This window comes from Klebsiella sp. C360 (genome assembly GCF_048822415.1).
Lineage (GTDB): Bacteria > Pseudomonadota > Gammaproteobacteria > Enterobacterales > Enterobacteriaceae > Klebsiella > Klebsiella quasipneumoniae.
This window is the reverse complement of sequence record NZ_JBMEZZ010000012.1, coordinates 1-24,325: the sequence shown is the minus strand read 5'-3', so window position 1 is coordinate 24,325 and position 24,325 is coordinate 1. Positions and strand designations below refer to the sequence as shown.

Here is a 24,325-nt window from a genome sequence, read left to right as displayed (position 1 = left end):
GCTCCTTAGTTAATCAACATCCCGCCTGGCGCTGCGGCGCTGGCGGTCTGCGCCGCCTCGCCGCGAGGCGCAGACTGCAGCGGATGCTGCATAAAGTAGTTGCGCAGACCGTTGTAAATCGCCTCCGCAATCTGCTCCTGGTAATCATCGCTCCCCAGCAGCCGTTCTTCCCCGTTGTTACTGATAAAGCCTGTTTCCACGAGGATCGACGGAATGTCCGGCGAGCGCAGTACGCCGAGGCTGGCATGCTCAGGACGGCGCTTATGCAGATTGCCAATCCGCTGCAGCTGGCTGAGCACGTTGGTCGCCACATCGTAGCCGACGCGCTGGGAGTGACCGAACTGCAGATCCAGCACCGCCTGGCTCAGGTAGGGATCGGCCTGGCTGTTCGCCAGCACATCGCCCGCGCCGCCGAGCAGTTCAGACTGCTTCTCATGCTGCTCCAGCCAGCCGGCCATTTCACTGTTGGCGCGACGGTTCGAGAGCACCCATACCGAGGCGCCGGTGGCATCGCGGTTTGGCGCGGCGTCGGCATGGATTGAGACGAGGAAGTTGGCGTTTTGCTTACGCGCCACATCCGAGCGCCCCATTACCGAAATAAAGTAATCCCCATCACGGGTCAGCACCGGTTTAAACTGCGGATCGGCGTTCAGCAGCGCCCGCAGCTTGCGCGCGATAGCGATAGTCACGTTCTTCTCTTTGGTGCCATTCGGGCCAATCGCGCCAGGATCCTGACCGCCGTGCCCGGCGTCGATGGCGATAATCACCTTATCCTGCGCCGACACCGTGCGGGCCGCCGGACGGGTCACGGTCTGATTGTTGGTCATCGCCGGCTGAGAGGGGGTCATCAGCGTCTGCCGATCGTGGCCCGACGAGCTAAACGGATTGCGTCCCGCCATCGCCGTCCGGGAAGGCATTACCGGCGGCGGGTCGGCCCGTTTCACCACCACAGGAGGCGGCGGCGGCGGCGGCGGCGGCGGCGCGTCGGCGTTGATGGTAAAGACCACCGTGTAATTCGCCCCGTTCTGCTGCTTCACCGCCCGGGTTTTGCCATCTTCCGTCAGATCCACCAGCAGACGCAGCGTCTGCGTATCCTGCGGCGTACCGGCGCGAATACTCTTCACCAGGTTGCTGCCGCTAAATTTCAGCGGCAGTCCCTGCAATACGCCGGTCTGCTTGATATCCAGCGCCACCAGTCGTTTGCCTTGCGGGGTAAAGGAATACTCCGGTTCACCGACAAAGCTAAGAGTTATACGGGCCTGCTGGTCTCCGTTGGAGACCTGGATATCGGATAAACTCGCCGCAGTGGCGTGAAGACTCGACAGCATCAGCGCAGCGGCAAGCCAGGTGGTTATGCGATACTTCATCCCGTCATCCTTCAGGCTAAATGGCTAAACGCGCCAGTAAAGACTCACCCCGTGAGGAGATCGCGGTAATGCGCGCCTCACGCCCTTGTGCCTGGTAATCAAGGTGAATTTCAACGTCCGGGTCAGGCAGGACACCTGCGCCTTGCTGCGGCCATTCCACCAGGCAGATGGCATCGTCGGCAAAATAATCGCGGATCCCCATAAATTCCAGTTCCTCAGGATCCGCCAGGCGGTAGAGATCGAAGTGATACACCATCAGTTTGTCGAGGGTGTACGGCTCCACCAGGGTATAGGTTGGGCTTTTGACATTGCCGCGGTGACCGAGCGCCTGTAAAAAGCCGCGGCTAAAGGTGGTTTTCCCCGCGCCTAAGTCACCATACAGGTAAATCACGGTGGCGCCGGTACAGGCCTGCGCAATACGGTCGCCCAGGGCCAGCGTGGCCTGCTCATCGGGTAAAGGAATCACTCGGTTAATCATGGTCTACGTCAATCACATCCGGGTTAACAACACGCCTGAGCGTGGAAAAGAGATCGGTCGCCAGCATGCCGCGGGTGCCCTCGCGGGCGGCCAGTCGGTCGGCGGCATCGCCATGCGCGACGCACCCGGCACAGGCAGCATCATACGGCGTCAGGTGCTGTCCTAACAATGCGGCGATAATGCCAGTGAGCACATCGCCCATTCCGCCGCTGGCCATCCCGGCATTGCCGGCGTCGATAATGCCCATCGCCCCGCTTTCACTGGCCACCACCGTGCCCGCGCCTTTCAGCACGACCACGCCGCCATACCGTTTTACCAGACGCTGCGCAGAAAGTAAGCGATCGCTTTCAATTTCTGCCACGCTGACGTTCAGCAGACGGGCCGCTTCGCCGGGGTGCGGCGTCAGCACGCGATTGTGACGTTTATCGGGATTGAATGCCAGCAGGTTCAGCGCGTCTGCGTCCCAGACCATCGGTTTGTTAACACTTTCCACCATGCGCAGGGCGCTGCGTCCCCACTCGTTCTGCCCCAGGCCCGGGCCAATCGCCACCACATCCGCCCATTCCAGCGCGGCTTTCAGGGTCTGCGGCGTCAGTTCATCCACCATTAATTCCGGCCGGGCGGTGACAATGGGCGCCACATTCTCAGGGTGAGTGAGTACTCGCACCAGCCCTGCGCCGGCGCGTAAAGCCGCTTCACCGCACATGCGAATCGCGCCTGCCGTGCCGCGCTCGCCGCCGACGATCGCCAGCTTGCCGTGATCGCCCTTATGGGAGGTAGCCCGGCGCGGCGGCAGCCAGTCGGCAAGGTGGGCGGCGCAAAATCGCGTCAGGGGGGTACTTTGTCCGGCGAGCCAGCGCTCAAGCCCCAGCGCATGATGGTGGAGCTGCCCGACGACATCCCGCGCCTTGCCGGTCAGCAGCCCCGGCTTGAGCGCAATAAACGTCAGCGTATGGTCGGCCTGAATGACCGCCCCCGGCGTCGCGCCGGTCTGCGCATTCAGACCGGAAGGGATATCCAGAGCCACCACCGGCGCAGGATGGTGGTTCGCCTGGTGGATGAGCGCCGCGATGGATTCGCGCGGCGCACTGCGCAACCCGGTGCCAAGCAGGCCATCAATAATCAGTGAGATATCGTCTGGCCAGGGGACTGTGGCCGCATGGATCACGCCGCCGGCGTTAAGCCATGCCTCCCGCGCCGCCTGCGCCTCTTCCGGTAGCGGGCTGTCACTCTCCACCGCCAGCAGCGTCACCCGCCGCCCGGCGGCCTGGGCCAGACGCGCGACGACATATCCGTCGCCGCCGTTGTTGCCATGCCCGCAGAGGATCAGCCAGTGCGCGCTGTCAGGAAAAGCGCGGCTGGCCAGCTGGAACGCCGCCTCGCCCGCGCGCTGCATCAGTTCAAACAGCGTCAGTCCCAGGCTGTCCGCCGCCTCTCGTTCGGCCAGGCGCAGCGCCTCCGCAGGCCAAATGTTGTATGGTATACTGTCAGGGTTTTTCGTCATTGTATGGTCCATCATGTCACAGCCCCTCGATCTCGTTCAGTTAGCGCAACAAATCAAACAATGGGGCACAGAGCTCGGGTTCCAGCAGGTCGGTATCGCCGATACCGACCTTAGCGCCAGTGAACCCAAACTGCAGGCATGGCTGGATAAACAATACCACGGCGAAATGGAGTGGATGGCCCGTCACGGTATGATGCGCGCCCGCCCCCACGAACTGCTGCCCGGTACGTTACGCGTCATCAGCGTGCGGATGAACTATCTGCCCGCCAACGCCGCCTTTGCCCGCACCCTGAAAGATCCCGCGCTGGGTTACGTCAGCCGTTATGCCCTTGGGCGTGATTATCATAAGCTGCTACGTAATCGCCTGAAAAAACTGGGTGAGAAGATTCAGGAACAGTGTGCTTCGCTCAATTTTAGACCTTTTGTCGATTCCGCGCCTATCCTGGAGCGGCCCATCGCAGAAAAAGCGGGCCTTGGATGGACAGGTAAGCACTCACTTATCTTAAGCCGCGACGCCGGATCCTTCTTTTTCCTCGGCGAACTGCTGATTGACCTGCCCCTGCCGGTCGACAGCCCGGTCGCGGAGGAGTGTGGACGCTGCGTCGCCTGCATGACCATCTGCCCCACCGGGGCCATCGTCGAGCCCTATACCGTCGACGCCCGCCGCTGCATCTCCTATCTCACCATCGAACTGGAAGGCGCGATCCCGGAGGAATTCCGTCCGCTCATCGGCAACCGGATCTATGGCTGCGACGACTGCCAGCTCATCTGCCCGTGGAACCGTTTCTCACAGCTCACCGATGAAGAGGATTTCAGTCCTCGCCAGGCGCTGCATGCCCCGCCGCTGGTGGAGCTGTTCGCCTGGAGCGAAGCGTGGTTTCTGAAGGTGACCGAAGGGTCGGCGATTCGTCGCATTGGTCACCTGCGCTGGCTGCGTAATATCGCCGTCGCGCTGGGTAATGCGCCCTGGGATGAAGCCCATCTTCGCGCGCTGGAGAGTCGCCTGGGCGAGCACCCGCTTCTCGACGAACACATTGAGTGGGCTATGGCCCAGCAGCTGAAAAAGCGGAGCGCCGACGCCGTTGAAGTACAGCTGCCGAAAAAATTACGTCTGGTCAGGGTGGTAGAGAAAGGGCTGCCGCGCGACGCCTGATTCATTCACAGGCTGTGAATAAAATCTAAAACACATTGCGTTTCAAGGCGCAGACCGAGGTCAAGTGATCGGATTAACATTTCGAAATGAAATTTAATTGTTAAATTTCAATTAGATATAAAGATATTATTTACAAAGCGAAGCATTTACGCCGTCAGAGACGAAACGACAACTTGTGGATAACTCTGTTCACAGTATTTCTGCAGACCAAACGAAAATCATCCCCGGCGCTGGATTGCACTGTGGATAAATAAGAGATGGAAGAAAATTTGGAGCGGGAAACGAGACTCGAACTCGCGACCCCGACCTTGGCAAGGTCGTGCTCTACCAACTGAGCTATTCCCGCTTAATCATCGTCATTCAAGCTACTGTGTAGCAACCTGAAAACTGCGACTGGTGTGGTGTGTCATTCAAATTTTGGAGCGGGAAACGAGACTCGAACTCGCGACCCCGACCTTGGCAAGGTCGTGCTCTACCAACTGAGCTATTCCCGCTTAATCTTTGGCTTTCGCCCCGCATCTGCGAGATGAAATCCTTTGATCAGGATGGTGCTTTCAAATTTTGGAGCGGGAAACGAGACTCGAACTCGCGACCCCGACCTTGGCAAGGTCGTGCTCTACCAACTGAGCTATTCCCGCGTTACTGCATTTTTTGCCATATTTCGATGGCGTCGTAATTTGCATTTCTGCGTCGTTACGGGAGGCGCATTATACGAGAATTCGATGCCCCTGCAACCCCCTGTTCATCACTTTTTTGCGTTTTTTGTTTAAATGGATATTTTCTCGCCACCTACGCCGCTGAATTGTATAAATAAGCGTCATTTCGGGCAAAATCGCTTTTTCCGCCCGCCTGAATGACGCAAAATCGCTCGCATCATACAGCGGTGGCGCGACGTAAAACGAGGCCACCACGCCGCCAAACAGGGAATTAGCATGAGAAAAGTCCTCACCGTCCTGCTGCTGAGCACGCTGGCCATCGGAACCGCGTCAGCCGAGACGCTCCATTTTGGCACCAGCACGGCCAATCCGCCGTTTGTCACCGCCAACGGCAAAAATCAGCCTGTCGGCTTCGATATCGATCTTGCCCAGGCCCTGTGCCAGCAGATGCAGGCGCAGTGCCAGTTCACGGCGCAGCGTTTCGATACGCTGATCCCGGCTTTACGCTTCAAGAAATTTGACGCGGTGATTGCCGGCATGGAAGTGATCCCGATGCGTGAGAAGCAGGTCGCCTTCAGCCGTCCCTATCGCCAGGCGCTCTCCGGGGTGGTGATCGTCAACAAAGATGTCGCCCATACCTTTGCCGACCTGAAAACCAAAAAAGTCGGCGTGGTGAAAGGCTCACTGCATCAACACTATCTGCGTGATAAACAGAAAGCCGTACAGGCTGTTCCTTACGACGACGTCGCCAGCGCCCTGGCCGCGCTGAAGGCCGGGCAAATAACCGGCGTCATGGGCGACTTTGCCACCCTCGACGCCTGGCAGCAGGAGAACCCTGACTATGCCATCATGGATGAACGGGCCACCGACCCGGCTTATTACGGTAAGCAGTATGCGATTGCGGTGCGCAAAGACGATCCGGAGCTGCTGAATGCGATCAACGATGCCCTGACTGCGGTCATGGCGACGCCTGACTTCCAGCAGATGCAGCAGAAGTGGTTTAAATAACGCAGAAAGGTGTACCGGGCCGCGCACAGGGCCCGGTCGCGGTTTACAGCTTAATGAAATGCTCGCGGTAGTAAGCCAGCTCGGCGACTGACTCGCGGATATCGTCCATCGCCTGATGGGTACCCTGCTTTTTAAAGCCGTCGAGAATTTCCGGCTTCCAGCGACGCGCCAGCTCTTTCAGCGTGCTAACGTCCAGATAGCGATAGTGGAAATAGGCTTCCAGTTGCGGCATGTACTTAAACAGGAAGCGACGATCCTGGCCGATGCTGTTGCCGCAGATCGGCGACTTGCCCGCCGGCACCCACTGCTTAAGAAACTCAATGGTCGCCAGTTCGGCGTCGTGCTCGCTGACGGTGCTGGCCTTCACGCGATCCACCAGCCCGCTGCCGGTATGCGTCCGCACATTCCACTCGTCCATCAGCGCCAGCTGGGCATCCGATTGATGCACCGCGATGGTCGGCCCCTCGGCCAGAATGTTCAGGTTGGCATCGGTCACCAGGGTGGCGATTTCAATAATGCGATCGCGCTCCGGATCCAGCCCTGTCATCTCAAGATCGATCCAAATGAGGTTGTTTTCATTTGCACTCATGCTATTTTCCACCCTTCTTGCGTGACTATATTCATCTAAAATAGCGTGTATCATAGAGGTTTTGCCCCATCAGGGCGACCAGGAGCCAGTTCGATTGAGTAAAAATAAACTCTCCAAAGGCCAGCAGCGCCGCGTCAAAGCCAACCACCAGCGCCGTCTGAAAACCACTGCGGAGAAGGCCGACTACGATGACAACCTGTTTGGCGACACGTCGGAAGGCATTGTCATCAGTCGCTTTGGCATGCATGCCGACGTCGAATCCGCTGACGGCAGCGTGCATCGCTGCAATATCCGCCGGACGATCCGTTCGCTGGTCACCGGCGACCGCGTGGTCTGGCGGCCGGGTAAAGACGCCGCCGACGGCGTAAGCGTCAAAGGGATCGTCGAAGCGGTTCACGATCGCGCCTCCGTCCTGACGCGCCCGGATTTTTACGACGGCGTGAAGCCTATCGCCGCCAATATCGACCAGATCGTGGTGGTTTCCGCGATCCTGCCTGAGCTGTCGCTGAATATTATCGATCGCTATCTGGTGGCCTGCGAGGCGCAGGATATCGAACCGTTAATCGTCCTGAACAAAATCGATCTGCTGGATGACGATGGCCTGCGCTTCGTCAATGAGCAAATGGACATCTACCGCAACATCGGTTACCGCGTACTGCTGGTCTCCAGCCGTACTCAGGACGGCCTCAAGCCGCTGGAAGCGGCCCTGACCGACCGCATCAGCATCTTCGCCGGGCAGTCCGGGGTGGGTAAATCAAGCCTGCTGAACGCCCTGCTGGGGCTGAATGAGGATCAGATCCTCACCAATGATGTCTCGGACGTTTCCGGCTTAGGCCAGCACACCACCACCGCGGCGCGCCTCTACCACTTCCCGCACGGTGGCGATGTGATTGATTCACCGGGGGTACGTGAGTTCGGCCTGTGGCATCTGGAAGCGGAACAAATCACCAACGGCTTTGTCGAATTCCATGATTATTTAGGCCGTTGCAAATATCGCGACTGTAAACACGATACCGATCCTGGCTGTGCGCTTCGCGAAGCGGTAGAGAGCGGCAAGATCGCCGAAAGCCGTTTCGAGAACTACCACCGCATCCTGGAAAGCATGGCGCAGGTACAGGTAAAAACGCGTAAAAACTTTTCCTCGACCGATGACTGACCATTAAGCTGAGCGTCACGTCAGGCGCGGCTTACGCGGATGCCATTTGGCGAGTTTTACGTATAGAATCGTCCCCTTTTTTCAGGTCCCCGCCCGCAGGCGGGGTCAGGAACGACATATCATGGCCTGGAGGCTACTTTGTTAAACGATCTTAAACTTTCACTGCAATACATTCTGCCTAAACTGTGGCTCACCCGCCTCGCAGGCTGGGGTGCGAGCAAACGCGCAGGTTGGCTGACGAAGCTGGTCATCGATCTGTTCGTGAAATACTACAAGGTCGATATGAAAGAGGCGCAGAAGCCGGATACCGCGGCCTATCGCACCTTCAACGATTTCTTTGTGCGCCCGCTGCGCGACGACGTTCGCCCGCTGAATACCGATCCTAACGTACTGGTGATGCCGGCCGACGGCGTGATCAGCCAGCTTGGTGCCATTGAGAACGATAAAATTCTGCAGGCCAAGGGCCACGACTACAGCCTGGAAGCCTTACTGGCCGGCAACTACCAGATGGCCGACCTGTTCCGTAACGGCAGCTTCGCCACCACCTATCTGTCGCCGCGCGACTATCACCGCGTGCACATGCCGTGCAACGGTATCCTGCGCGAAATGATCTACGTTCCAGGCGACCTGTTCTCCGTTAACCATCTGACGGCGCAGAACGTGCCGAACCTGTTCGCCCGTAACGAGCGCGTCATCTGCCTGTTTGATACTGAGTTTGGCCCGATGGCGCAAATTCTGGTGGGCGCGACTATCGTCGGCAGCATCGAGACCGTGTGGTCCGGCACCGTAACCCCGCCGCGCGAAGGCATTATTAAACGCTGGACCTGGCCCGCTGGCGACAGCGAAGGCTCCGTCGCCCTGCTGAAAGGCCAGGAGATGGGCCGCTTCAAACTGGGCTCCACCGTGATCAACCTGTTTGCCCCGGGCCAGGTGAAGCTGGTCGACACGCTGCAAAGCCTGTCCGTGACTAAAATCGGCCAACCGCTCGCGACAACGGTGGAAGCAACCACCGCCGCTGAACCGGCGCCGTTACCGAAAGAAGAGATCCGCGCCGAACATCGCGCCAGCCCGCTGGTTGACGATAAACAAGACCAAGGTTAATTCTTCAGCAAAAGGGTTATGCCGTGCGCCTGATATACACTTTCCTGTTGGCCTTGAGCCTCAGTTTCGGGGCGTACGCTGCGACAGCCCCGGATGCTAAACAGATAACCCAGGAACTGGAACAGGCGAAGGCGGCAAAGCCCGCCCAGCCTGAAACCGTTGAAGTTCTGCAGTCCGCCCTGAACGCGCTTGAGGAGCGAAAATCGTCTCTCGAGCGCGCCCGTCAGTATCAGGACGTTATCGACAATTTCCCCAAACTGTTTCAAAGCCTGCGTGCCCAGCTCAACAATCTGAGCGAAGAGCCGCGCCAGGTGCCAGTCGGCCTGACCGCCGATGCGCTGAACCAGGAGATCCTCCAGGTCAGCAGCCAGCTGCTGGAGTCAAGCCGTCAGGCGCAGCAGGAGCAGGATCGCGCGCGTGAAATCGCCGACTCCCTGAACCAGCTGCCGCAGCAGCAAACCGACGCCCGGCGTCAGCTCAATGAGGTTGAGCGCCGCATCGGCACGCAAACCGGCAACAATGCTCTCGCCCAGGCGCAAAATCTTGCCCTGCAGGCGGAATCGGCGCGCCTGAAGGCGCTGGTGGATGAGCTCGACCTCGCCCAGCTTTCCGCCAATAACCGCCAGGAGCTGTCGCGCGCCCGTTCTGAACTGGCGCAAAAGCAGAGCGAGCAGCTGGATGCCTATCTGCAGGCGCTGCGTAATCTGCAGAACAGCCAGCGCCAGCGGGAGGCGGAAAAAGCGCTGGAGAGTACCGAACTGCTGGCGGAGAACAGTGAAAACCTGCCGCCGGACATCACCGCCCAGTTTAAAGTCAACCGCGAACTCTCCCAGGCGCTGAACCAGCAGGCGCAGCGTATGGATCTGGTGGCGTCCCAGCAGCGGCAGGCGACGAATCAAACGCTGCAGGTGCGTCAGGCGTTAAACACCCTGCGCGAGCAGTCGCAGTGGCTGGGCTCCTCCAATCTGCTGGGCGAAGCCCTGCGCGCCCAGGTGGCGCGGCTACCGGAACGCCCTCGCCCGCAGCAGCTGGATACGGAAATGGCGCAGCTGCGCGTGCAGCGTCTGCGCTTTGAGGATTTACTCAGTAAGCAGCCGCAGCTGCGGCAGATCCGCCAGGCCGACGGCGAACCGCTGACCAGCGAGCAGAACAAGATCCTGCAGGCGCAGCTACGCACGCAGAACGAGCTGCTGAACTCGCTGCTGCGCGGCGGCGATACCCTGATGCTGGAGCTCACCAAGCTGAAGGTCGCCAACGGCCAGCTGGAAGACGCGCTGAAGGAGATCAACGAAGCTACCCACCGCTATCTGTTCTGGACTTCGGACGTCAGCCCCATCGGCTTCTCCTGGCCGCTGGAGATCGTCCAGGATCTGCGGCGCCTGATCTCCCTGGATACCATCAGCGAGCTGGGTAAAGCCAGCGCGATGATGCTCACCAGCAAAGAGACCCTGCTACCGCTGTTTGCCGCCCTGCTGCTGGTTGGCTTCAGCATCAGCTCCCGGCGCCATTTCACCCGCTTCCTTGAGCGCTCCAGCGCTCGGGTGGGGAAAGTCACCCAGGATCACTTCTGGCTGACGCTGCGCACGGTCTTCTGGTCGATACTGGTGGCTTCGCCGCTGCCGGTGCTGTGGATGACGCTCGGCTATGGTCTGCAGTCCGCCTGGCCCTTCCCGCTGGCGGTGGCGATTGGCGATGGGGTCACCGCGACGGTGCCTCTGCTGTGGGTGGTGATGATCTGCGCCACCTTCGCCCGGCCAAACGGGCTGTTTATCGCCCACTTCGGCTGGCTGCGTAACCGCGTGGCGAAAGCGATGCGCTACTACCTGATGAGCATCGGACTGATTGTGCCGCTGATAATGGCGCTGATCATGTTCGATAATCTTAACGACCGCGAGTTCTCCGCCTCGCTGGGCCGCCTGTGCTTCCTGCTGATCTGCGGCGCGCTGGCGGTGGTCACCCTCAGCCTTAAGCATGCCGGCATCCCGCTCTACCTGGATAAAGAGGGGAATGGCGACAACATGGTGAACCGCCTGCTGTGGAACCTGATGCTTGGCGCCCCGCTGGTGGCCATGCTGGCGGCCGCCGTCGGCTACCTCGCCACCGCTCAGGCGCTGCTGGCACGTCTGGAAACCTCCGTCGCCATCTGGTTCCTGCTGCTGGTGGTCTATCACATCATCCGCCGCTGGATGCTGATCCAGCGGCGCCGACTGGCCTTCGACCGGGCCCGCCATCGTCGCGCGGAAATTCTCGCCCAGCGCGCCCGCGGCGAAGATGAGCCTGTTCACGTCAGCAGCCCGGAAGGGTCGGTGGAGACGGAGGTCAGCGAGGTCGATCTCGATGCCATCAGTACCCAGTCGCTGCGTCTCGTGCGCTCTCTGCTGATGCTGATCGCGCTGCTGTCAGTCATCGTGCTGTGGTCGGAAATTCACTCGGCGTTTGGCTTCCTTGAGAATATCTCGCTGTGGGACGTCACCTCGACGGTGCAGGGGGTGGAAAGCCTCGAGCCCATCACCCTTGGCGCAGTGCTGATTGCCATTCTGGTGCTGATCATCACCACTCAGCTGGTGCGCAACCTGCCGGCGCTGCTGGAGCTGGCGATCCTCCAGCACCTCGATTTAACGCCCGGCACCGGCTACGCCATCACCACCATCACCAAATATTTGCTGATGCTGATCGGTGGGCTGGTGGGCTTCTCGATGATTGGCATTGAGTGGTCGAAGCTGCAGTGGCTGGTCGCCGCGCTGGGTGTGGGTCTCGGGTTTGGCCTGCAGGAGATCTTCGCTAACTTTATCTCCGGCCTGATTATCCTGTTTGAAAAGCCGATCCGCATCGGCGATACGGTCACCATCCGCGACCTGACGGGCAGCGTCACCCGCATCAATACCCGCGCCACCACCATCAGCGACTGGGACCGGAAGGAGATTATCGTGCCGAACAAGGCGTTCATCACCGAACAGTTTATCAACTGGTCGCTGTCGGACTCGGTCACCCGCGTGGTGTTGACGGTGCCGGCTCCGGTGGACGCCGATACCGAAGAGGTGACCAAGATCCTCATCGCCGCGGCGCATCGCTGTTCGCTGGTCATCGATACCCCGGCGCCGGAGGCGTTTCTCGTCGACCTGCAGCAGGGGATCCAGATTTTCGAGCTGCGTATTTTTGCCGCCGAGATGGGGCACCGCATGCCGCTACGCCATGAGATGCATCAGCTGATCCTGGCGGGCTTCCGCGAGCATGGCATTGATATGCCGTTCCCTCCGTTCCAGATGCGGCTGGAAAGTATCGACGGCAGGCAAAGCAGTAAAACCATGACCTCGGCCGGGAAAACCAGCCGACGTACGGCTGGCAGCCTGTAGGCCATACCCTGCCCGGCGGCGGCGCCGGGCAGACTTTCTAGCTCTCCATTACCAGCACACCGGACGCCAGGCGCCGACGGTAGCTTTCGTAAATGGCCAACGCCAGCAGCGAGAAGAAGATCGGCCCACCGACCATCCACAGCGTGCTGTTCCAGTCCCCGCTGTCGATGACCGGCTGAATAATGGTGAAGATATTGGCGAAGGTCACCACCAGTAGCACCACGCCGGTCGCCAGCAGCGTCGACTGGCGGTTTTTGAAAATCACGAACGGCCGATCGAGATGCGCTTTTGACTTGAAGAACGGGAAGGCGATGGTCAGGAACAGGTAAGGCAAAGTCATGGAGACATTGGCCATCAGCGTCAGCTTGTTATAAAACGCGGAAGCGCTGTCCCCACCGAACGACACCATGACAATAAATACCCCGACCAGCAAACACTGCAGCCACATCGCCGCGGCGGGCATACCATTAACGTTGAGACGGGTCATCACCGATGGCCAGAGCGCTTTTGGCGTGCCCTGGATGATCGCTTTCAGCGGCGAATAGCTGAGAGTGAAAAACGCGCCGGTATAGGCGAGAAACATCGACAGCCCGGTAATACGGGCGAACCAGATCCCGGTGAGGGCTGCCGCCTCTGGCGTCATGTGCAGAGCCTGGCCGAGCGTGTTCCCGAGGCTGGTCATCAGCACATAGGTGATGTTGCCGAGGTTAGTTGAACGCGCACCGAGCACCTGCTGCCAGTTGGCGCTCACGCCCCACAGCACAATCGCCAGCGAATAACCAACCGAGATCACGATCGCCGCGATAATAATCCCTTTGGCAAAGTTCTTTTCCGGTTTATCGGTTTTATCCACTAAGCCGCCGACTGCCTCAATTCCGCCATAGGCGAAGATGGCAAATACCACAAATGACAGCATTGCCATGCCCGACTGATAGCCCGGATTAGGCGAAAGGGCGAAGTTTAACGGTTGGGCGAAATGGCCGCCGTTGAGCAGCAGGATCGCCCCGCTCACCAGCAGCAGCACCAGATTAAGCCCCATCACCGCGATACCGCCGACGGCGGTGATCCTGGCGATTTTATTGATCCCTTTGACGGCAATAAAGGTCACGACGACCATCCAGCAGGCCGCCAGAATGCCCACCGTCTGCGTCGGGGTCAGGCTACCCAGCGCCCAGCTTTGGGTTTTGTCGGCGCCAAACAAAAAGGTAGATAGCGGCACCCAGATCTTAGCCGCGGTACTCACCATCCAGACGATGTACGACGCAAACCACATAAAGGTGCCGATAAACGCAAAGCGCGGCCCGACGCTGTGGTTCATCCAGGAGTAAATGCCGCCCTCTTCCCGACGAAAGGCTGAGCCCATCTCCGCCATCATCAGCGCAAACGGAATGAAGAAAAAGAGTGCGGAAAAAAGATAAAACGGCATAGCGCTGTAGCCCATCAGATAAAACGCCGACGGGCTGTTGGCAAAGCCAAACACCGAGGTGAAGATCATCAGAATCAGCCCAATCAGGCTCATCTTCTTGAGTTGTTGATGCATAAACCTATCCAAACGTGAGCATCGCCCGACGGGCAACGCCTGGTCTCATAAAAAGAGCGCGGATAGTAGCAAAAGCACGGAGAGAGATTGTGGGTATTCGGGCGAATACCGGGATACCGTACGAAGTATAGGTCAGGAGAGGCCTGTCACCTCCCTCGCCCGCAGGCGGCGGGAGGTGACAGCGCCATCAGGCGCGGTCGACCGTAAAGGCGATCACTTCGCCGATGCTTTCAGCGCCCAGCGCCAGCATCACCACGCGATCAACGCCCAATGCCACGCCGGAGCAGTCCGGCAGACCTGCCTCCAGCGCCGCCAGCAGGTTGTTATCGATGGGCTGCTGCGGGAGGCCGCGCGCGGCCCGCTTGCGGTTGTCCTGCTCAAAGCGCAGGCGCTGCTCATGGGCGTCGGTCAGCTCGTGGAAACCATTCGCCAGCTCAATTCCTTTGTAATAGACCTCGAAGCGCTCAGCGACCCGATGATCTTCCGGGCTGATCTGCGCTAAAGAGGCCTGAGTCGCCGGGAAATGATAAATGAACGTCGGCCGATCTTTGCCGATGTGCGGCTCCACGCCCATGGTGAACAGCAGTTGCAGCAGCGTGTCGCGATCTTCTTCAGTATCGGCGATATTACTCAGATCCAGCTTCGCCGCGACTTCGCGCAGCTGCGCTTTATCGGCAGAGAGCGGGTCAATATCCAGATGACGCTGGAACGCCTGCTGATAGGAGAGGCTTTCCGCCGGCTGGCACTCCAGCACCTGCTGCAGCAGATCGTCCACCTCGTTGATCAGACGATACATGTCATAGCACGGACGATACCACTCCAGCATGGTGAATTCCGGATTGTGATGCCGCCCCATCTCTTCATTACGGAAGCTGCGGCACAGCTGGAAAACCGGGCCGCAGCCCGCCGCCAGCAGGCGCTTCATATGGTATTCCGGACTGGTCATCAGGTACAGATTGAGTCCCTGTGAGTGGCCCGGGCCGACGAAACGGGTTTCAAACGGGAACAAATGGATATCCGTTACCGTCGCCTGACTCATGCAAGGCGTCTCCACCTCCAGCACGCCGCGATCGGTAAAGAAACGGCGGATTTCCGCCATCACCGCCGCGCGTTTCAACAGATTGGGAATGGGTGCGCTCGGCTGCCAGGTTGCCGTCTCGCTCATGGTACTTTCTCCGATTGCAAACAAGGGCACGAAGTCTACTCGCAACCGGCGAGTGAAACAAATTTTGTGCAATCCCCGGCAGATTACATGCCATTAATCTATCGTTAACCTAAATGCATAAATATCACTGATAAATAACCGCACATATCGATAAAAAAATCGAACACGTCAATTTTCCATACTGACCCTACGGCTATACTCCTGTACCTATAAAGGAGCAGTGATACTTTTTCGCCAGCCCGGCGGCGAAATACACTAAAACTGGAGGAATGTCGTGCACACTTTTCAAGCCGATCTCGCCGTAATTGGCGCCGGCGGGGCAGGCCTTCGCGCCGCTATCGCCGCCGCCCAGGCCAACCCCAATGCCAAAATCGCCCTGATTTCTAAAGTCTATCCGATGCGCAGCCATACGGTCGCTGCAGAAGGGGGGTCCGCAGCCGTTGCCCAGGATCACGATAGCTTTGAGTACCATTTTCACGACACCGTCGCCGGAGGCGACTGGCTGTGCGAGCAGGATGTCGTCGACTATTTCGTTCACCACTGCCCGACGGAAATGACCCAACTGGAACAGTGGGGATGCCCGTGGAGCCGCCGCCCTGACGGCAGCGTTAACGTCCGGCGCTTCGGTGGCATGAAGATCGAACGTACCTGGTTTGCCGCCGATAAAACCGGCTTCCACATGCTGCATACCCTCTTCCAGACCTCCCTTCAGTTTCCCCAAATTCAACGCTTTGATGAACATTTCGTCCTTGATCTGCTGGTCGATGACGGCCAGGCCCGCGGCCTGGTGGCGATGAATATGATGGAAGGCACGCTGGTGCAGATCCGCGCCAACGCGGTGGTGCTGGCCACCGGCGGCGCCGGACGCGTCTATCGCTACAACACCAACGGCGGCATCGTTACCGGTGACGGCATGGGTATGGCGCTGGGCCACGGCGTGCCGCTGCGCGATATGGAATTCGTGCAGTATCACCCGACCGGCCTGCCGGGCTCCGGGATCCTGATGACCGAAGGCTGCCGTGGTGAAGGCGGGATTCTGGTCAACAAAAACGGCTATCGCTATCTGCAGGATTACGGCATGGGCCCGGAAACCCCGCTCGGCGAACCGAAGAACAAATATATGGAGCTGGGCCCACGCGACAAAGTGTCCCAGGCCTTCTGGCACGAATGGCGGAAAGGGAACACCATTCCCACGCCGCGCGGCGACGTGGTCTACCTCGATCTGCGCCACCTCGGCGAGAAAAAGCTGCTGGAGCGCCTGCCGTTTATCTGTGAGCTGGCGAAAGCCTACGTCGGCGTCGACCCGGTGAAAGAACCGATTCCGGTACGCCCGACCGCGCACTACACCATGGGCGGCATCGAAACCGATCAACAGTGCGAAACCCGCATCAAAGGGCTGTTTGCCGTGGGCGAATGCTCGTCCGTTGGTCTGCACGGCGCCAACCGCCTGGGCTCCAACTCGCTGGCAGAGCTGGTGGTCTTCGGCCGCCTGGCCGGGGAACAGGCCATGCGGCGCGCCGCGCAAGCGGGCGAGACGAACGGCTCCGCCCTTGATGCGCAAGCTGCCGATGTGGAGCGTCGTCTGAAAGATCTCGTCAACCAGGAGGGTAACGAAAACTGGGCGAAAATCCGCGACGAAATGGGGCTCTCGATGGAGGAAGGCTGCGGCATCTACCGGACGCCAGAGCTGATGCAGAAAACTATCGACAAGCTGGCTGAGCTGCAGGAGCGCTTTAAGCGCGTGCGCATTACCGACAACTCCAGCGTATTCAACACCGATCTGCTTTACACCATTGAGCTGGGACACGGTTTAAACGTTGCCGAATGTATGGCGCACTCGGCCATCGCCCGTAAAGAATCGCGCGGTGCGCACCAGCGTCTGGATGAAGGCTGTACCGAACGCGACGACGTCAACTTCCTCAAACATACGCTCGCCTTCCGCGAGGCTGATGGCACCACCCGCCTGGAATATGGCGATGTGAAGATCACCACGCTGCCGCCGGCGAAACGTGTCTATGGCGCTGAAGCGGAAGCGGCTGAGAAGAAGGAGACCACCCATGGCTGAGATGAAAAACCTGAAAGTCGAAGTGGTGCGTTACAACCCGGAGGTCGACACGGCACCGCACAGCGCGTTCTATGACGTGCCTTACGATGAGCAGACCTCGCTGCTGGACGCGCTGGGCTACATTAAAGACAACCTGGCGCCCGACCTGAGCTACCGCTGGTCCTGCCGGATGGCGATCTGCGGCTCCTGCGGCATGATGGTCAATAAGGTACCGAAGCTGGCCTGTAAAACCTTCCTGCGGGATTACACCAAAGGCATCAAGGTTGAAGCGCTGGCCAACTTCCCGATCGAGCGCGATCTGGTGGTGGATATGACCCACTTTATCGAAAGTCTGGAGGCCATTAAGCCGTATATCATCGGCAATAACCGCACCCCGGACCAGGGACCAAACAAGCAGACGCCGGCCCAGATGGCCAAATACCATCAGTTCTCCGGCTGTATCAACTGCGGACTGTGCTATGCCGCCTGTCCGCAGTTCGGCCTGAATCCGGAGTTTATCGGCCCGGCGGCGATCACCCTCGCCCACCGCTATAACGAAGACAGCCGCGACCACGGCAAAAAGGAACGCATGGCGCAGCTTAACGGCCAGAACGGCGTCTGGACATGTACTTTCGTGGGCTACTGCTCGGAAGTGTGTCCGAAGCACGTCGACCCGGCGGCCGCGATCCAGCAGGGCAAAGTGGAAAGTTCGAAAGACTTTCTTATCGCCACCCTGAAACCACGCTAAGGAGTGCATTATGACGACGAAACGCAAACCCTACGTGCGGCCGATGACCTCCACCTGGTGGAAAAAGCTGCCGTTTTATCGCTTCTACATGGTGCGGGAAGGCACGGCGGTGCCGACGGTCTGGTTTAGCATTGTGCTGATTTACGGGCTGTTTGCCCTCAAGCACGGCGCCGAAAGCTGGGCGGGATATATCGGATTCCTGCAAAATCCAGTGGTGGTTATCCTCAATCTGATCACCCTGGCGGCGGCGCTGCTGCACACCAAAACCTGGTTCGAGCTGGCGCCGAAAGCCGCCAACGTCATCATCAAAGGCGAAAAAATGGGGCCAGAGCCGGTGATTAAAGGTCTCTGGGTGGTGACGGCGGTGGTCACCGTGGTGATCCTGTTTGTCGCCCTGTTCTGGTAAGGAGGCTGAGATGATTAATCCCAATCCGAAACGTTCCGATGAACCCGTTTTCTGGGGGCTGTTTGGCGCTGGCGGCATGTGGGGCGCGATTGTCGCGCCGGTGATGGTGCTGCTGGTGGGCATTTTGCTGCCGCTGGGGCTCGCCCCGGCCGACGCCTTCAGCTATGAGCGCGTGCTGGCCTTTGCCCAGAGCTTTATCGGCCGCGCGTTCATCTTTCTGATGATTGTCCTGCCGCTGTGGTGTGGGCTGCATCGTATTCACCACGCCATGCACGACCTGAAAATCCATGTGCCAAACGGCAAATGGGTCTTCTACGGTCTGGCGGCGATCCTCAGCGTCATTACTCTCGTTGGCGTACTGTTTATCTGATCCTGCAAGAGCCCGGCAGCAATTCTGCTACCGGGCTCGCTTCATAGAAAAATCTTGCCGCCTTTGCCCTGCCGGACTCTACACTTAGCTTAAAAGCCAGCAAGGAGCATACCATGCGTATCCTGCCGATAATCACCGCGGTCGCCGTCTCGTTCCTGTCTGTCGCCTGCAGCACCCCTGCCCCGCCGCCGGGCGTCATCGTGGTCACCCCCTTCGACGTTCAGCGCTATCTGGGTACCTGGTACGAAATCGCCCGCTTCGACCATCCTTTTGAAAGCGGGCTTGAAAAGGTCACGATCGCCTGGCAGCCGCGCGATGACGGCGGTCTGGACGTGGTCAATAAAGGCTATAACCCCGACCGCGACATGTGGCAGAAAACGGAAGGGGTGGCGTATTTTACCGGCGAACCCAGCCGAGCCGCGCTGAAGATCTCCTTCTTCGGCCCCTTCTATGGCAGCTATAACGTCATTGCGCTGGATAAAGAGTATCGGTACGCGCTGGTCTGCGGCCCCGACCGCGACTATCTCTGGCTACTGGCGCGAGCCCCCACCATCGCCCCGGAAGTCAGGCAGCAGATGCTGGATATTGCCACCCGGCAGGGTTTTGATATCAGCAAACTGGTCTGGGTCAATCAGCGCTACAACTAGTGCGCGCTGATCTTCAGGCCAATGATGCCGACCACGATGCAGACAAGACTGGCGATACGCATAGCGCTGGCGGATTCACCTAACAGTACGATACCGGTCACAGCGGCGCCCACGGCGCCGATCCCCGTCCAGACGGCGTAAGCGGTACCCACCGGCAGGGTTTTCATCGCCCATGAAAGCAGCGCCATGCTGACGACCATCGCGACGATGGTGATGACGCTGGGAACCAGGCGGCTAAAGCCATGGGTATATTTCAGGCCGACGGCCCACACCACTTCCAACAGGCCAGCGATAAATAAGACTATCCAGGACATAAGGCTCCTTTGCTGGGGCCGTCCCCGGATGAGAAACGCTTACGGGTCGTCCCGTAAGGTGGATGAAAAGTCGTAGTGAGTATATCCAACAGGATGGGGGAAGTGAAGAACGGTACGGCGCAAAACCGTACCGTCGAAGGCTGTTATTGCTGAGCTTTGGTTGCTGCGCCAGAGATTGCGCTGCCGCCCTCTGAAATATCCTGACCCACACCGCGCGTGGTGTTACAAGCGGTCAGTGCTGAAGAGAGGACCAAAACCGTAAAGAACGCTGCAATCGTTTTTTTCACCATAATGTCATCCTTAGTGTCAGTTTTGTTTTCATGCCCTATAAGCATAGACAAACCGTCCACAGATGAAGGGATCTTTGCGTTTTTTAAGAGAAAAGGAGTATTCGTGGAGGAAGCAGGCGCACCGCAATGCGATCGCGGCAGGCGAAACGGAAGGAAGTCAGCTTACAGCGCGAGAGATGGCGTGACCCAGGCCCTGAATATCTTCACCGAAACCGCGGGCGGTATTGCAGCCAGACAGCAGTGCGCTGCTCAGAAACAGTAACGCCAGGAGTTTTACGCTGCGCTTCATGTGTCGTGCTCGTCGTGCCAGTACAGAAAGAGCGGCGCAGCACAGAGGCTGCGCCCAGTCATCATGACGTGAAATTACTTCACGCGGGATACGTATTCGCCAGAGCGAGTATCCACTTTAATCACTTCGCCAATCTGGACGAACAGCGGCACTTTAACCACAGCGCCAGTAGACAGGGTCGCTGGTTTACCACCGGTACCCGCGGTGTCGCCTTTCAGACCTGGGTCGGTTTCAACGATTTCCAGCTCAACGAAGTTCGGCGGGGTGACCGCGATCGGCTGGCCGTTCCACAGGGTCACGATGCACTCAGCCTGATCCAGCAGCCATTTGGCATTGTCACCGATCGCTTTCGCATCAGCAGACAGCTGTTCGAAGGTTTCGTTGTTCATGAAGTGCCAGAACTCACCGTCGTTATACAGGTAAGTCAGGTTCATATCGACAACGTCCGCGCCTTCTGCAGAATCAGTAGATTTGAAGGTTTTCTCAACGCGGGTGCCGGTCAGCAGACGGCGCAGCTTAACGCGCGCAAACGCCTGGCCTTTACCTGGTTTAACGAATTCGCTGGCTTCTACCGCATAAGGTTCGCCATCTAACATGATTTTAAGACCAGCACGAAAATCGTTGCTATAGTAAGTCGCCATAAGGCCCTCTGAAATTGTTTAACTGGTAGCTAAGCCACAAAATGGCGCATATTGTAACCCTAAATACCCCATCCAGAGAAGATTGGATAACGCAACTTGCCAATGTTGTGACCAGTCCTGATGAACTGCTGCGTCTTTTAAATGTAGACGCTGATGAAAAACTGCTCGCCGGACGTGAGGCCAGACGCCTGTTCCCGCTGCGCGTCCCGCGCGCGTTTATTGCCCGAATGGAGAAAGGCAACCCTGACGATCCGCTGCTTCGTCAGGTACTTACCGCCGAAGAGGAGTTTATCGTCGCCCCCGGCTACTCCACCGATCCGCTGGAAGAACAGCACAGCGTCGTGCCCGGCCTGTTGCACAAATATCGCAACCGGGCCCTGCTGTTGGTGAAAGGCGGTTGCGCGGTCAATTGCCGTTACTGCTTCCGCCGCCACTTCCCTTATGCCGAAAATCAGGGCACCAGGCGCAACTGGCAGACGGCAATGAACTATATCGCTGAGCATCCGCAGCTTGATGAAATCATCTTCTCCGGCGGCGACCCGTTGATGGCGAAGGACCATGAGCTTGACTGGCTAATGACCCAGCTGGAAGCCATTCCGCACGTTAAGCGTCTGCGTATTCACAGCCGCTTGCCGATCGTGATCCCGGCGCGCATCACCGAGACGCTGGCCAGCCGCTTCCACCGTTCGTCGCTGCAGGTGATCCTGGTTAACCACGTCAACCACGCTAATGAAATTGACGGCGAGTTTCGCGCGGCGATGGCCATGCTGCGTCAGGCGGGCGTCACGCTGCTTAACCAGAGCGTGCTGCTGCGCGGGGTGAACGATAACGCGCAAACCCTGGCCGATCTCAGCAATGCGCTGTTCAATGCCGGGGTAATGCCCTACTACCTGCACGTGCTGGACCGGGTACAAGGGGCGGCACACTTTATGGTCAGCGATGATGAAGCCCGTGAAATCATGCGTGAACTGTTGACCCTCATCTCCGGCTATATGGTGCCGAAGCTGGCGCGAGAGATCGGCGGCGAACCCAGCAAGACGCCGCTGGATTTAGGTCTGAAGCAATATTGATTAGTAAACAGCCAGTAGCAACCTGGCTGTTTACTAGCCTAGAAATGAGCATTCAGCTTCTAACTAGAGATATCTCTAAAGTGAAATTTTTTTAATAATGAGCCAAGCAATACACTAACATTCTGGCATATAACATTAACTTTGATTAATGAAGTTTAACAAATTAAGGAAAGGATGTTGACCACCACCATAATGACTAAAAGGATTAAAACCCAGCGCGGAATTTTGAAGGCTATATTTTTATACTCAATAGAATTTCCCTTCGAAACTTTGGATACAGCTATCTTATCAATTATTTTCCTCTCAACCGGCAAAGATGAGACGCTAGCGATGACCTGTGAGTTAAAGAATCTTTCAGGTTGAGCATCTTCAGCATTGAAGAATGACGTAACTTGCAACTCAGTATCCAGAACAAAACCGCGCTGCCTAACGGTAATAATGATATTTTTTGATAGTCCAGCTTTAAGTAGTGACTTTCTTAATAAGGAAATATTTTGATAAAAAGTATTTTGAGACACAACAACTCCACGCGTTTTCCATACCGCATCCAGAAATTCCTCCCTGGATATAATTTTACCTCCGCTTTCCAATAAAAGCTGAAGACAACGGGCTGTGGGAGCATTCAAACTAATATTCTCACCATTTTCTCCAAGAGGACAAAGTTCGTTGGTATTCACTTTAAAAATAACTTCATTATTAATAATATATTCATTGAATATCATAATCTCTCCCTGTCCTCATTTAGCCATGTGAAAAAGATGAAATAAACTCAACTTTATCGCTAGCCTTCAGGATATGTCCTTATAAACTAATCGTCTCGTATAAAGAATAAAAAATCCGACGTCCTACATAGAGCTTATGCCAAGGTTAGCATGACATCACAACACAATGGAAGATGAAAAATCCTACTATACCCACAAGCTCAAATCACCATGTAATTTATTCACTCATTTTATGTGTTATGCAAACATCTTATGAACTTATTAAATTTAAAGAGAAAAAATAAATTCAGCAAAAATTCACATGCATTTTCTCTGCTTTCGAATTAAATTCTTCACCGCTCCAGTCTTAGAATACATTCAACATGCATATGTTAAATGATGAAGAGGCTGGAGACAGCAAACGTGATGCTCAGGCTATTATTATGTATATAACACATTGATAACTAAGCCCGACATCTATTCAGGACTTTAGTAATTATAAATGGAATAAATAAATGAATAAAAACATCATTGCAGTGTTAATCGCAGGTGGCCTGTTCTCTGCAAATGTTCTTGCAAATGACGGTACCGTTAACTTCACCGGCAACATTACTGATGGTGCTTGTACTGTTGATATCCAAAATTCAGGTACAAATACTGGTAATGTAACTTTGGGTGATGTTCCTAAAACTGCGTTCTCTGGTGTCGGTTCAACTGCAGGTAATGGCCAAGGTCTGGCTTCTATTGACATCGCGATTTCAGGTTGCCCGTCCACCAAGACTGCCGCATACGTCACTTTCGACGGTGATTACTACAACAGCAACAGTGATTATCTTCGTCTGAGCAACTATGGCAATACCGGTGTTGCTAAAGGTGTTGCAATTAAACTTTTTGATGGTACTGGACAGCATCTGAAATTAGGTCAAAAGTCTGCTGCAATCCCTCTGACCAGCGGGGCTGCCACTGTTGATTTCAAAGCAAACTATGTTCAGGTTGAAAGTGATATTGAAGAAGGTACTGCCAACGGTACTGCAACGCTCCTGGTAACGTACTAATTCTAATCAAGTATACTAATTAAATATTCGCTCCTCATTTGAGGGGCGAATAATCATAATAAAAACAGGTAAAATATGATAAAAACTATTTTTTACACGTTCTTTTTAACAATAATCTCAACCATCGGCACTGCGTATGCAGGAATCCAGATAGGTGCAACTCGCGTACTTTACGCTGAAGGAAAAAAAGAAGTTTCTGTGTCAATTCATAATAAAGATAGCAGCCCTTATCTTATCAAATCTTGGATTGAAAGTACCACGACCAGTAATTCATATTTTGCTGTAACGCCACCATTATTTAGAATGGATGGAGATCAAAAAAACGTTGTGAGGATTTTCAAATCGAATTCGGAGTTGCCATCAGATAAAGAAAGCTTATTTTACCTCAACATTACATCAATACCTTCGATGGATAGTAGTGATACGCGAAATTCATTACAAATCGCGGTCAGAACAAAAATGAAACTGATTTACCGACCAAAGAGATTGATGGAAGACATACCGGAATCATTCTCAAAAGATATTATATGGACTCTTAATGGTAATACTCTCACAGCTAAAAACCCATCACCATATTTTATGAACTTCGCACAAATAACTCTAAACGGAAAAACAATATCAATGGCCGAAAAAAACTTCATACCACCGCTTATGACAACAAGTTATGAACTACCTGCTGG

The 24,325-nt window shown here is 56.6% G+C and carries 24 protein-coding genes and 3 tRNA genes; 13 read left to right on the top strand and 14 right to left on the bottom strand.

Annotated features, from left to right (window positions below):
* Positions 1 to 5 precede the first annotated feature (5 nt).
* From amiB to nnr, 3 genes are read right to left on the bottom strand one after another with little or no spacing between them, the layout of a single operon-like run.
* Positions 6 to 1,367, bottom strand: coding sequence for an N-acetylmuramoyl-L-alanine amidase AmiB (gene amiB / locus ACOI7D_RS22965; protein WP_109546724.1), 1,362 nt, complete (start codon positions 1,365 to 1,367; stop codon positions 6 to 8).
* A 16-nt stretch (positions 1,368 to 1,383) separates the two neighbouring features.
* Positions 1,384 to 1,845: a tRNA (adenosine(37)-N6)-threonylcarbamoyltransferase complex ATPase subunit type 1 TsaE gene (tsaE, locus tag ACOI7D_RS22960; protein WP_004206439.1), complete on the bottom strand. Its 462-nt coding sequence runs from the start codon at positions 1,843 to 1,845 to the stop codon at positions 1,384 to 1,386.
* Positions 1,838 to 3,349, bottom strand: a complete 1,512-nt coding sequence (gene nnr / locus ACOI7D_RS22955) for a bifunctional ADP-dependent NAD(P)H-hydrate dehydratase/NAD(P)H-hydrate epimerase (protein WP_162543099.1) — start codon at positions 3,347 to 3,349, stop codon at positions 1,838 to 1,840. The genes tsaE and nnr overlap by 8 nt, the downstream gene beginning before the upstream one ends.
* Positions 3,350 to 3,362: 13 nt before the next feature.
* Between nnr and queG the strand changes: the two genes are divergently transcribed.
* Positions 3,363 to 4,502: a tRNA epoxyqueuosine(34) reductase QueG gene (gene queG, locus ACOI7D_RS22950; protein WP_032454627.1), complete on the top strand. Its 1,140-nt coding sequence runs from the start codon at positions 3,363 to 3,365 to the stop codon at positions 4,500 to 4,502.
* Positions 4,503 to 4,772: 270 nt separating this feature from the next.
* On the opposite strand, the gene ACOI7D_RS22945 is transcribed toward queG, so the two are convergent.
* From ACOI7D_RS22945 to ACOI7D_RS22935, 3 genes are all read right to left on the bottom strand, one after another.
* A tRNA-Gly gene (locus ACOI7D_RS22945) sits at positions 4,773 to 4,848 on the bottom strand.
* Positions 4,849 to 4,920: 72 nt separating this feature from the next.
* A tRNA-Gly gene (locus tag ACOI7D_RS22940) sits at positions 4,921 to 4,996 on the bottom strand.
* A 68-nt stretch (positions 4,997 to 5,064) separates the two neighbouring features.
* A tRNA-Gly gene (locus ACOI7D_RS22935) sits at positions 5,065 to 5,140 on the bottom strand.
* Positions 5,141 to 5,434: 294 nt separating this feature from the next.
* Here ACOI7D_RS22935 and ACOI7D_RS22930 point away from each other — a divergent pair.
* On the top strand, positions 5,435 to 6,166 hold the full coding sequence (locus ACOI7D_RS22930; RefSeq protein WP_101976670.1) for a transporter substrate-binding domain-containing protein: 732 nt from the start codon (positions 5,435 to 5,437) through the stop codon (positions 6,164 to 6,166).
* Positions 6,167 to 6,209: 43 nt separating this feature from the next.
* Here ACOI7D_RS22930 and orn read toward each other — a convergent pair whose 3' ends face one another.
* Positions 6,210 to 6,755 (bottom strand): oligoribonuclease, encoded by a 546-nt coding sequence (orn, locus tag ACOI7D_RS22925; RefSeq protein WP_002885538.1) that lies wholly within the window; start codon positions 6,753 to 6,755, stop codon positions 6,210 to 6,212.
* A 94-nt stretch (positions 6,756 to 6,849) separates the two neighbouring features.
* Here orn and rsgA point away from each other — a divergent pair, with 94 nt between their 5' ends.
* The 3 genes from rsgA to mscM all read left to right on the top strand — a co-directional run bounded on the left by rsgA (position 6,850) and on the right by mscM (position 12,365).
* Positions 6,850 to 7,911, top strand: coding sequence for a small ribosomal subunit biogenesis GTPase RsgA (rsgA, locus tag ACOI7D_RS22920; RefSeq protein ID WP_023291707.1), 1,062 nt, complete (start codon positions 6,850 to 6,852; stop codon positions 7,909 to 7,911).
* 138 nt (positions 7,912 to 8,049) lie between these two features.
* Entirely contained in the window at positions 8,050 to 9,012 is a 963-nt protein-coding gene (gene asd, locus ACOI7D_RS22915) for an archaetidylserine decarboxylase (protein WP_109546726.1), read from the top strand.
* A 23-nt stretch (positions 9,013 to 9,035) separates the two neighbouring features.
* A complete protein-coding gene (mscM, locus tag ACOI7D_RS22910) occupies positions 9,036 to 12,365 on the top strand; it encodes a miniconductance mechanosensitive channel MscM (protein WP_109546727.1) in 3,330 nt (1,109 codons plus the stop codon).
* Positions 12,366 to 12,402: 37 nt separating this feature from the next.
* On the opposite strand, the gene yjeM is transcribed toward mscM, so the two are convergent.
* Positions 12,403 to 13,905 carry a glutamate/gamma-aminobutyrate family transporter YjeM gene (gene yjeM, locus ACOI7D_RS22905; protein WP_048336483.1) on the bottom strand — a complete coding sequence of 501 codons (1,503 nt, stop codon included), beginning with the start codon at positions 13,903 to 13,905 and terminating at the stop codon, positions 12,403 to 12,405.
* A gap of 187 nt (positions 13,906 to 14,092) precedes the next feature.
* Positions 14,093 to 15,070 carry an elongation factor P--(R)-beta-lysine ligase gene (gene epmA / locus ACOI7D_RS22900; RefSeq protein WP_004206428.1) on the bottom strand — a complete coding sequence of 326 codons (978 nt, stop codon included), beginning with the start codon at positions 15,068 to 15,070 and terminating at the stop codon, positions 14,093 to 14,095.
* Positions 15,071 to 15,344: 274 nt separating this feature from the next.
* On the opposite strand from epmA, the gene frdA reads away from it, so the two are divergent.
* From frdA to ACOI7D_RS22875, 5 genes are all read left to right on the top strand, one after another.
* The gene (gene frdA / locus ACOI7D_RS22895) at positions 15,345 to 17,135 is read left to right on the top strand and encodes a fumarate reductase (quinol) flavoprotein subunit (RefSeq protein WP_050533658.1); all 1,791 of its coding nucleotides are present in this window, start codon (positions 15,345 to 15,347) and stop codon (positions 17,133 to 17,135) included.
* Complete coding sequence (gene frdB, locus ACOI7D_RS22890) at positions 17,128 to 17,862, top strand: fumarate reductase iron-sulfur protein (RefSeq protein WP_004177729.1); 735 nt, start codon at positions 17,128 to 17,130, stop codon at positions 17,860 to 17,862. The genes frdA and frdB overlap by 8 nt, the downstream gene beginning before the upstream one ends.
* A gap of 10 nt (positions 17,863 to 17,872) precedes the next feature.
* Positions 17,873 to 18,268: a fumarate reductase subunit FrdC gene (gene frdC, locus ACOI7D_RS22885; RefSeq protein ID WP_002885530.1), complete on the top strand. Its 396-nt coding sequence runs from the start codon at positions 17,873 to 17,875 to the stop codon at positions 18,266 to 18,268.
* Positions 18,269 to 18,278: 10 nt separating this feature from the next.
* Complete coding sequence (gene frdD, locus ACOI7D_RS22880; RefSeq protein ID WP_002885526.1) at positions 18,279 to 18,638, top strand: fumarate reductase subunit FrdD; 360 nt, start codon at positions 18,279 to 18,281, stop codon at positions 18,636 to 18,638.
* A gap of 113 nt (positions 18,639 to 18,751) precedes the next feature.
* Entirely contained in the window at positions 18,752 to 19,285 is a 534-nt protein-coding gene (locus ACOI7D_RS22875; RefSeq protein ID WP_109546728.1) for a lipocalin family protein, read from the top strand.
* Here the strand turns inward: ACOI7D_RS22875 and sugE are convergent.
* From sugE to efp, 4 genes are all read right to left on the bottom strand, one after another.
* Positions 19,282 to 19,599 (bottom strand): quaternary ammonium compound efflux SMR transporter SugE, encoded by a 318-nt coding sequence (gene sugE / locus ACOI7D_RS22870; protein WP_004206425.1) that lies wholly within the window; start codon positions 19,597 to 19,599, stop codon positions 19,282 to 19,284. The genes ACOI7D_RS22875 and sugE overlap by 4 nt on opposite strands.
* A 143-nt stretch (positions 19,600 to 19,742) precedes the next feature.
* Complete coding sequence (gene ecnB, locus ACOI7D_RS22865; protein ID WP_004206423.1) at positions 19,743 to 19,889, bottom strand: lipoprotein toxin entericidin B; 147 nt, start codon at positions 19,887 to 19,889, stop codon at positions 19,743 to 19,745.
* A gap of 157 nt (positions 19,890 to 20,046) precedes the next feature.
* Positions 20,047 to 20,178: an entericidin A/B family lipoprotein gene (locus ACOI7D_RS22860; RefSeq protein WP_004206422.1), complete on the bottom strand. Its 132-nt coding sequence runs from the start codon at positions 20,176 to 20,178 to the stop codon at positions 20,047 to 20,049.
* Positions 20,179 to 20,252: 74 nt separating this feature from the next.
* Complete coding sequence (gene efp / locus ACOI7D_RS22855) at positions 20,253 to 20,819, bottom strand: elongation factor P (protein ID WP_004206421.1); 567 nt, start codon at positions 20,817 to 20,819, stop codon at positions 20,253 to 20,255.
* Between the two features lie 41 nt (positions 20,820 to 20,860).
* On the opposite strand from efp, the gene epmB reads away from it, so the two are divergent.
* Complete coding sequence (gene epmB / locus ACOI7D_RS22850; protein ID WP_109546729.1) at positions 20,861 to 21,889, top strand: EF-P beta-lysylation protein EpmB; 1,029 nt, start codon at positions 20,861 to 20,863, stop codon at positions 21,887 to 21,889.
* 155 nt (positions 21,890 to 22,044) lie between these two features.
* Here epmB and ACOI7D_RS22845 read toward each other — a convergent pair whose 3' ends face one another.
* Positions 22,045 to 22,611, bottom strand: a complete 567-nt coding sequence (locus tag ACOI7D_RS22845) for a winged helix-turn-helix domain-containing protein (RefSeq protein ID WP_060592162.1) — start codon at positions 22,609 to 22,611, stop codon at positions 22,045 to 22,047.
* Positions 22,612 to 23,105: 494 nt separating this feature from the next.
* Here ACOI7D_RS22845 and ACOI7D_RS22840 point away from each other — a divergent pair, with 494 nt between their 5' ends.
* Positions 23,106 to 23,645 (top strand): fimbrial protein, encoded by a 540-nt coding sequence (locus tag ACOI7D_RS22840; protein WP_060592164.1) that lies wholly within the window; start codon positions 23,106 to 23,108, stop codon positions 23,643 to 23,645.
* A 75-nt stretch (positions 23,646 to 23,720) separates the two neighbouring features.
* Positions 23,721 to 24,325: molecular chaperone (locus ACOI7D_RS22835; RefSeq protein WP_420667987.1), on the top strand; the 605-nt coding region annotated here is incomplete at its 3' end.

Bases quoted from the DNA above. Each gene is read 5' to 3' on its own strand.
- amiB (WP_109546724.1), bottom strand. From the start codon at position 1,367: ATGAAGTATCGCATAACCACCTGGCTTGCCGCTGCGCTGATGCTGTCG.
- tsaE (WP_004206439.1), bottom strand. From the start codon at position 1,845: ATGATTAACCGAGTGATTCCTTTACCCGATGAGCAGGCCACGCTGGCC.
- nnr (WP_162543099.1), bottom strand. From the start codon at position 3,349: ATGACGAAAAACCCTGACAGTATACCATACAACATTTGGCCTGCGGAG.
- queG (WP_032454627.1), top strand. From the start codon at position 3,363: ATGTCACAGCCCCTCGATCTCGTTCAGTTAGCGCAACAAATCAAACAA.
- ACOI7D_RS22930 (WP_101976670.1), top strand. From the start codon at position 5,435: ATGAGAAAAGTCCTCACCGTCCTGCTGCTGAGCACGCTGGCCATCGGA.
- orn (WP_002885538.1), bottom strand. From the start codon at position 6,755: ATGAGTGCAAATGAAAACAACCTCATTTGGATCGATCTTGAGATGACA.
- yjeM (WP_048336483.1), bottom strand. From the start codon at position 13,905: ATGCATCAACAACTCAAGAAGATGAGCCTGATTGGGCTGATTCTGATG.
- epmA (WP_004206428.1), bottom strand. From the start codon at position 15,070: ATGAGCGAGACGGCAACCTGGCAGCCGAGCGCACCCATTCCCAATCTG.
- frdB (WP_004177729.1), top strand. From the start codon at position 17,128: ATGGCTGAGATGAAAAACCTGAAAGTCGAAGTGGTGCGTTACAACCCG.
- frdC (WP_002885530.1), top strand. From the start codon at position 17,873: ATGACGACGAAACGCAAACCCTACGTGCGGCCGATGACCTCCACCTGG.
- frdD (WP_002885526.1), top strand. From the start codon at position 18,279: ATGATTAATCCCAATCCGAAACGTTCCGATGAACCCGTTTTCTGGGGG.
- ACOI7D_RS22875 (WP_109546728.1), top strand. From the start codon at position 18,752: ATGCGTATCCTGCCGATAATCACCGCGGTCGCCGTCTCGTTCCTGTCT.
- sugE (WP_004206425.1), bottom strand. From the start codon at position 19,599: ATGTCCTGGATAGTCTTATTTATCGCTGGCCTGTTGGAAGTGGTGTGG.
- ecnB (WP_004206423.1), bottom strand. From the start codon at position 19,889: ATGGTGAAAAAAACGATTGCAGCGTTCTTTACGGTTTTGGTCCTCTCT.
- ACOI7D_RS22860 (WP_004206422.1), bottom strand. From the start codon at position 20,178: ATGAAGCGCAGCGTAAAACTCCTGGCGTTACTGTTTCTGAGCAGCGCA.
- efp (WP_004206421.1), bottom strand. From the start codon at position 20,819: ATGGCGACTTACTATAGCAACGATTTTCGTGCTGGTCTTAAAATCATG.
- epmB (WP_109546729.1), top strand. From the start codon at position 20,861: ATGGCGCATATTGTAACCCTAAATACCCCATCCAGAGAAGATTGGATA.
- ACOI7D_RS22845 (WP_060592162.1), bottom strand. From the start codon at position 22,611: ATGATATTCAATGAATATATTATTAATAATGAAGTTATTTTTAAAGTG.
- ACOI7D_RS22840 (WP_060592164.1), top strand. From the start codon at position 23,106: ATGAATAAAAACATCATTGCAGTGTTAATCGCAGGTGGCCTGTTCTCT.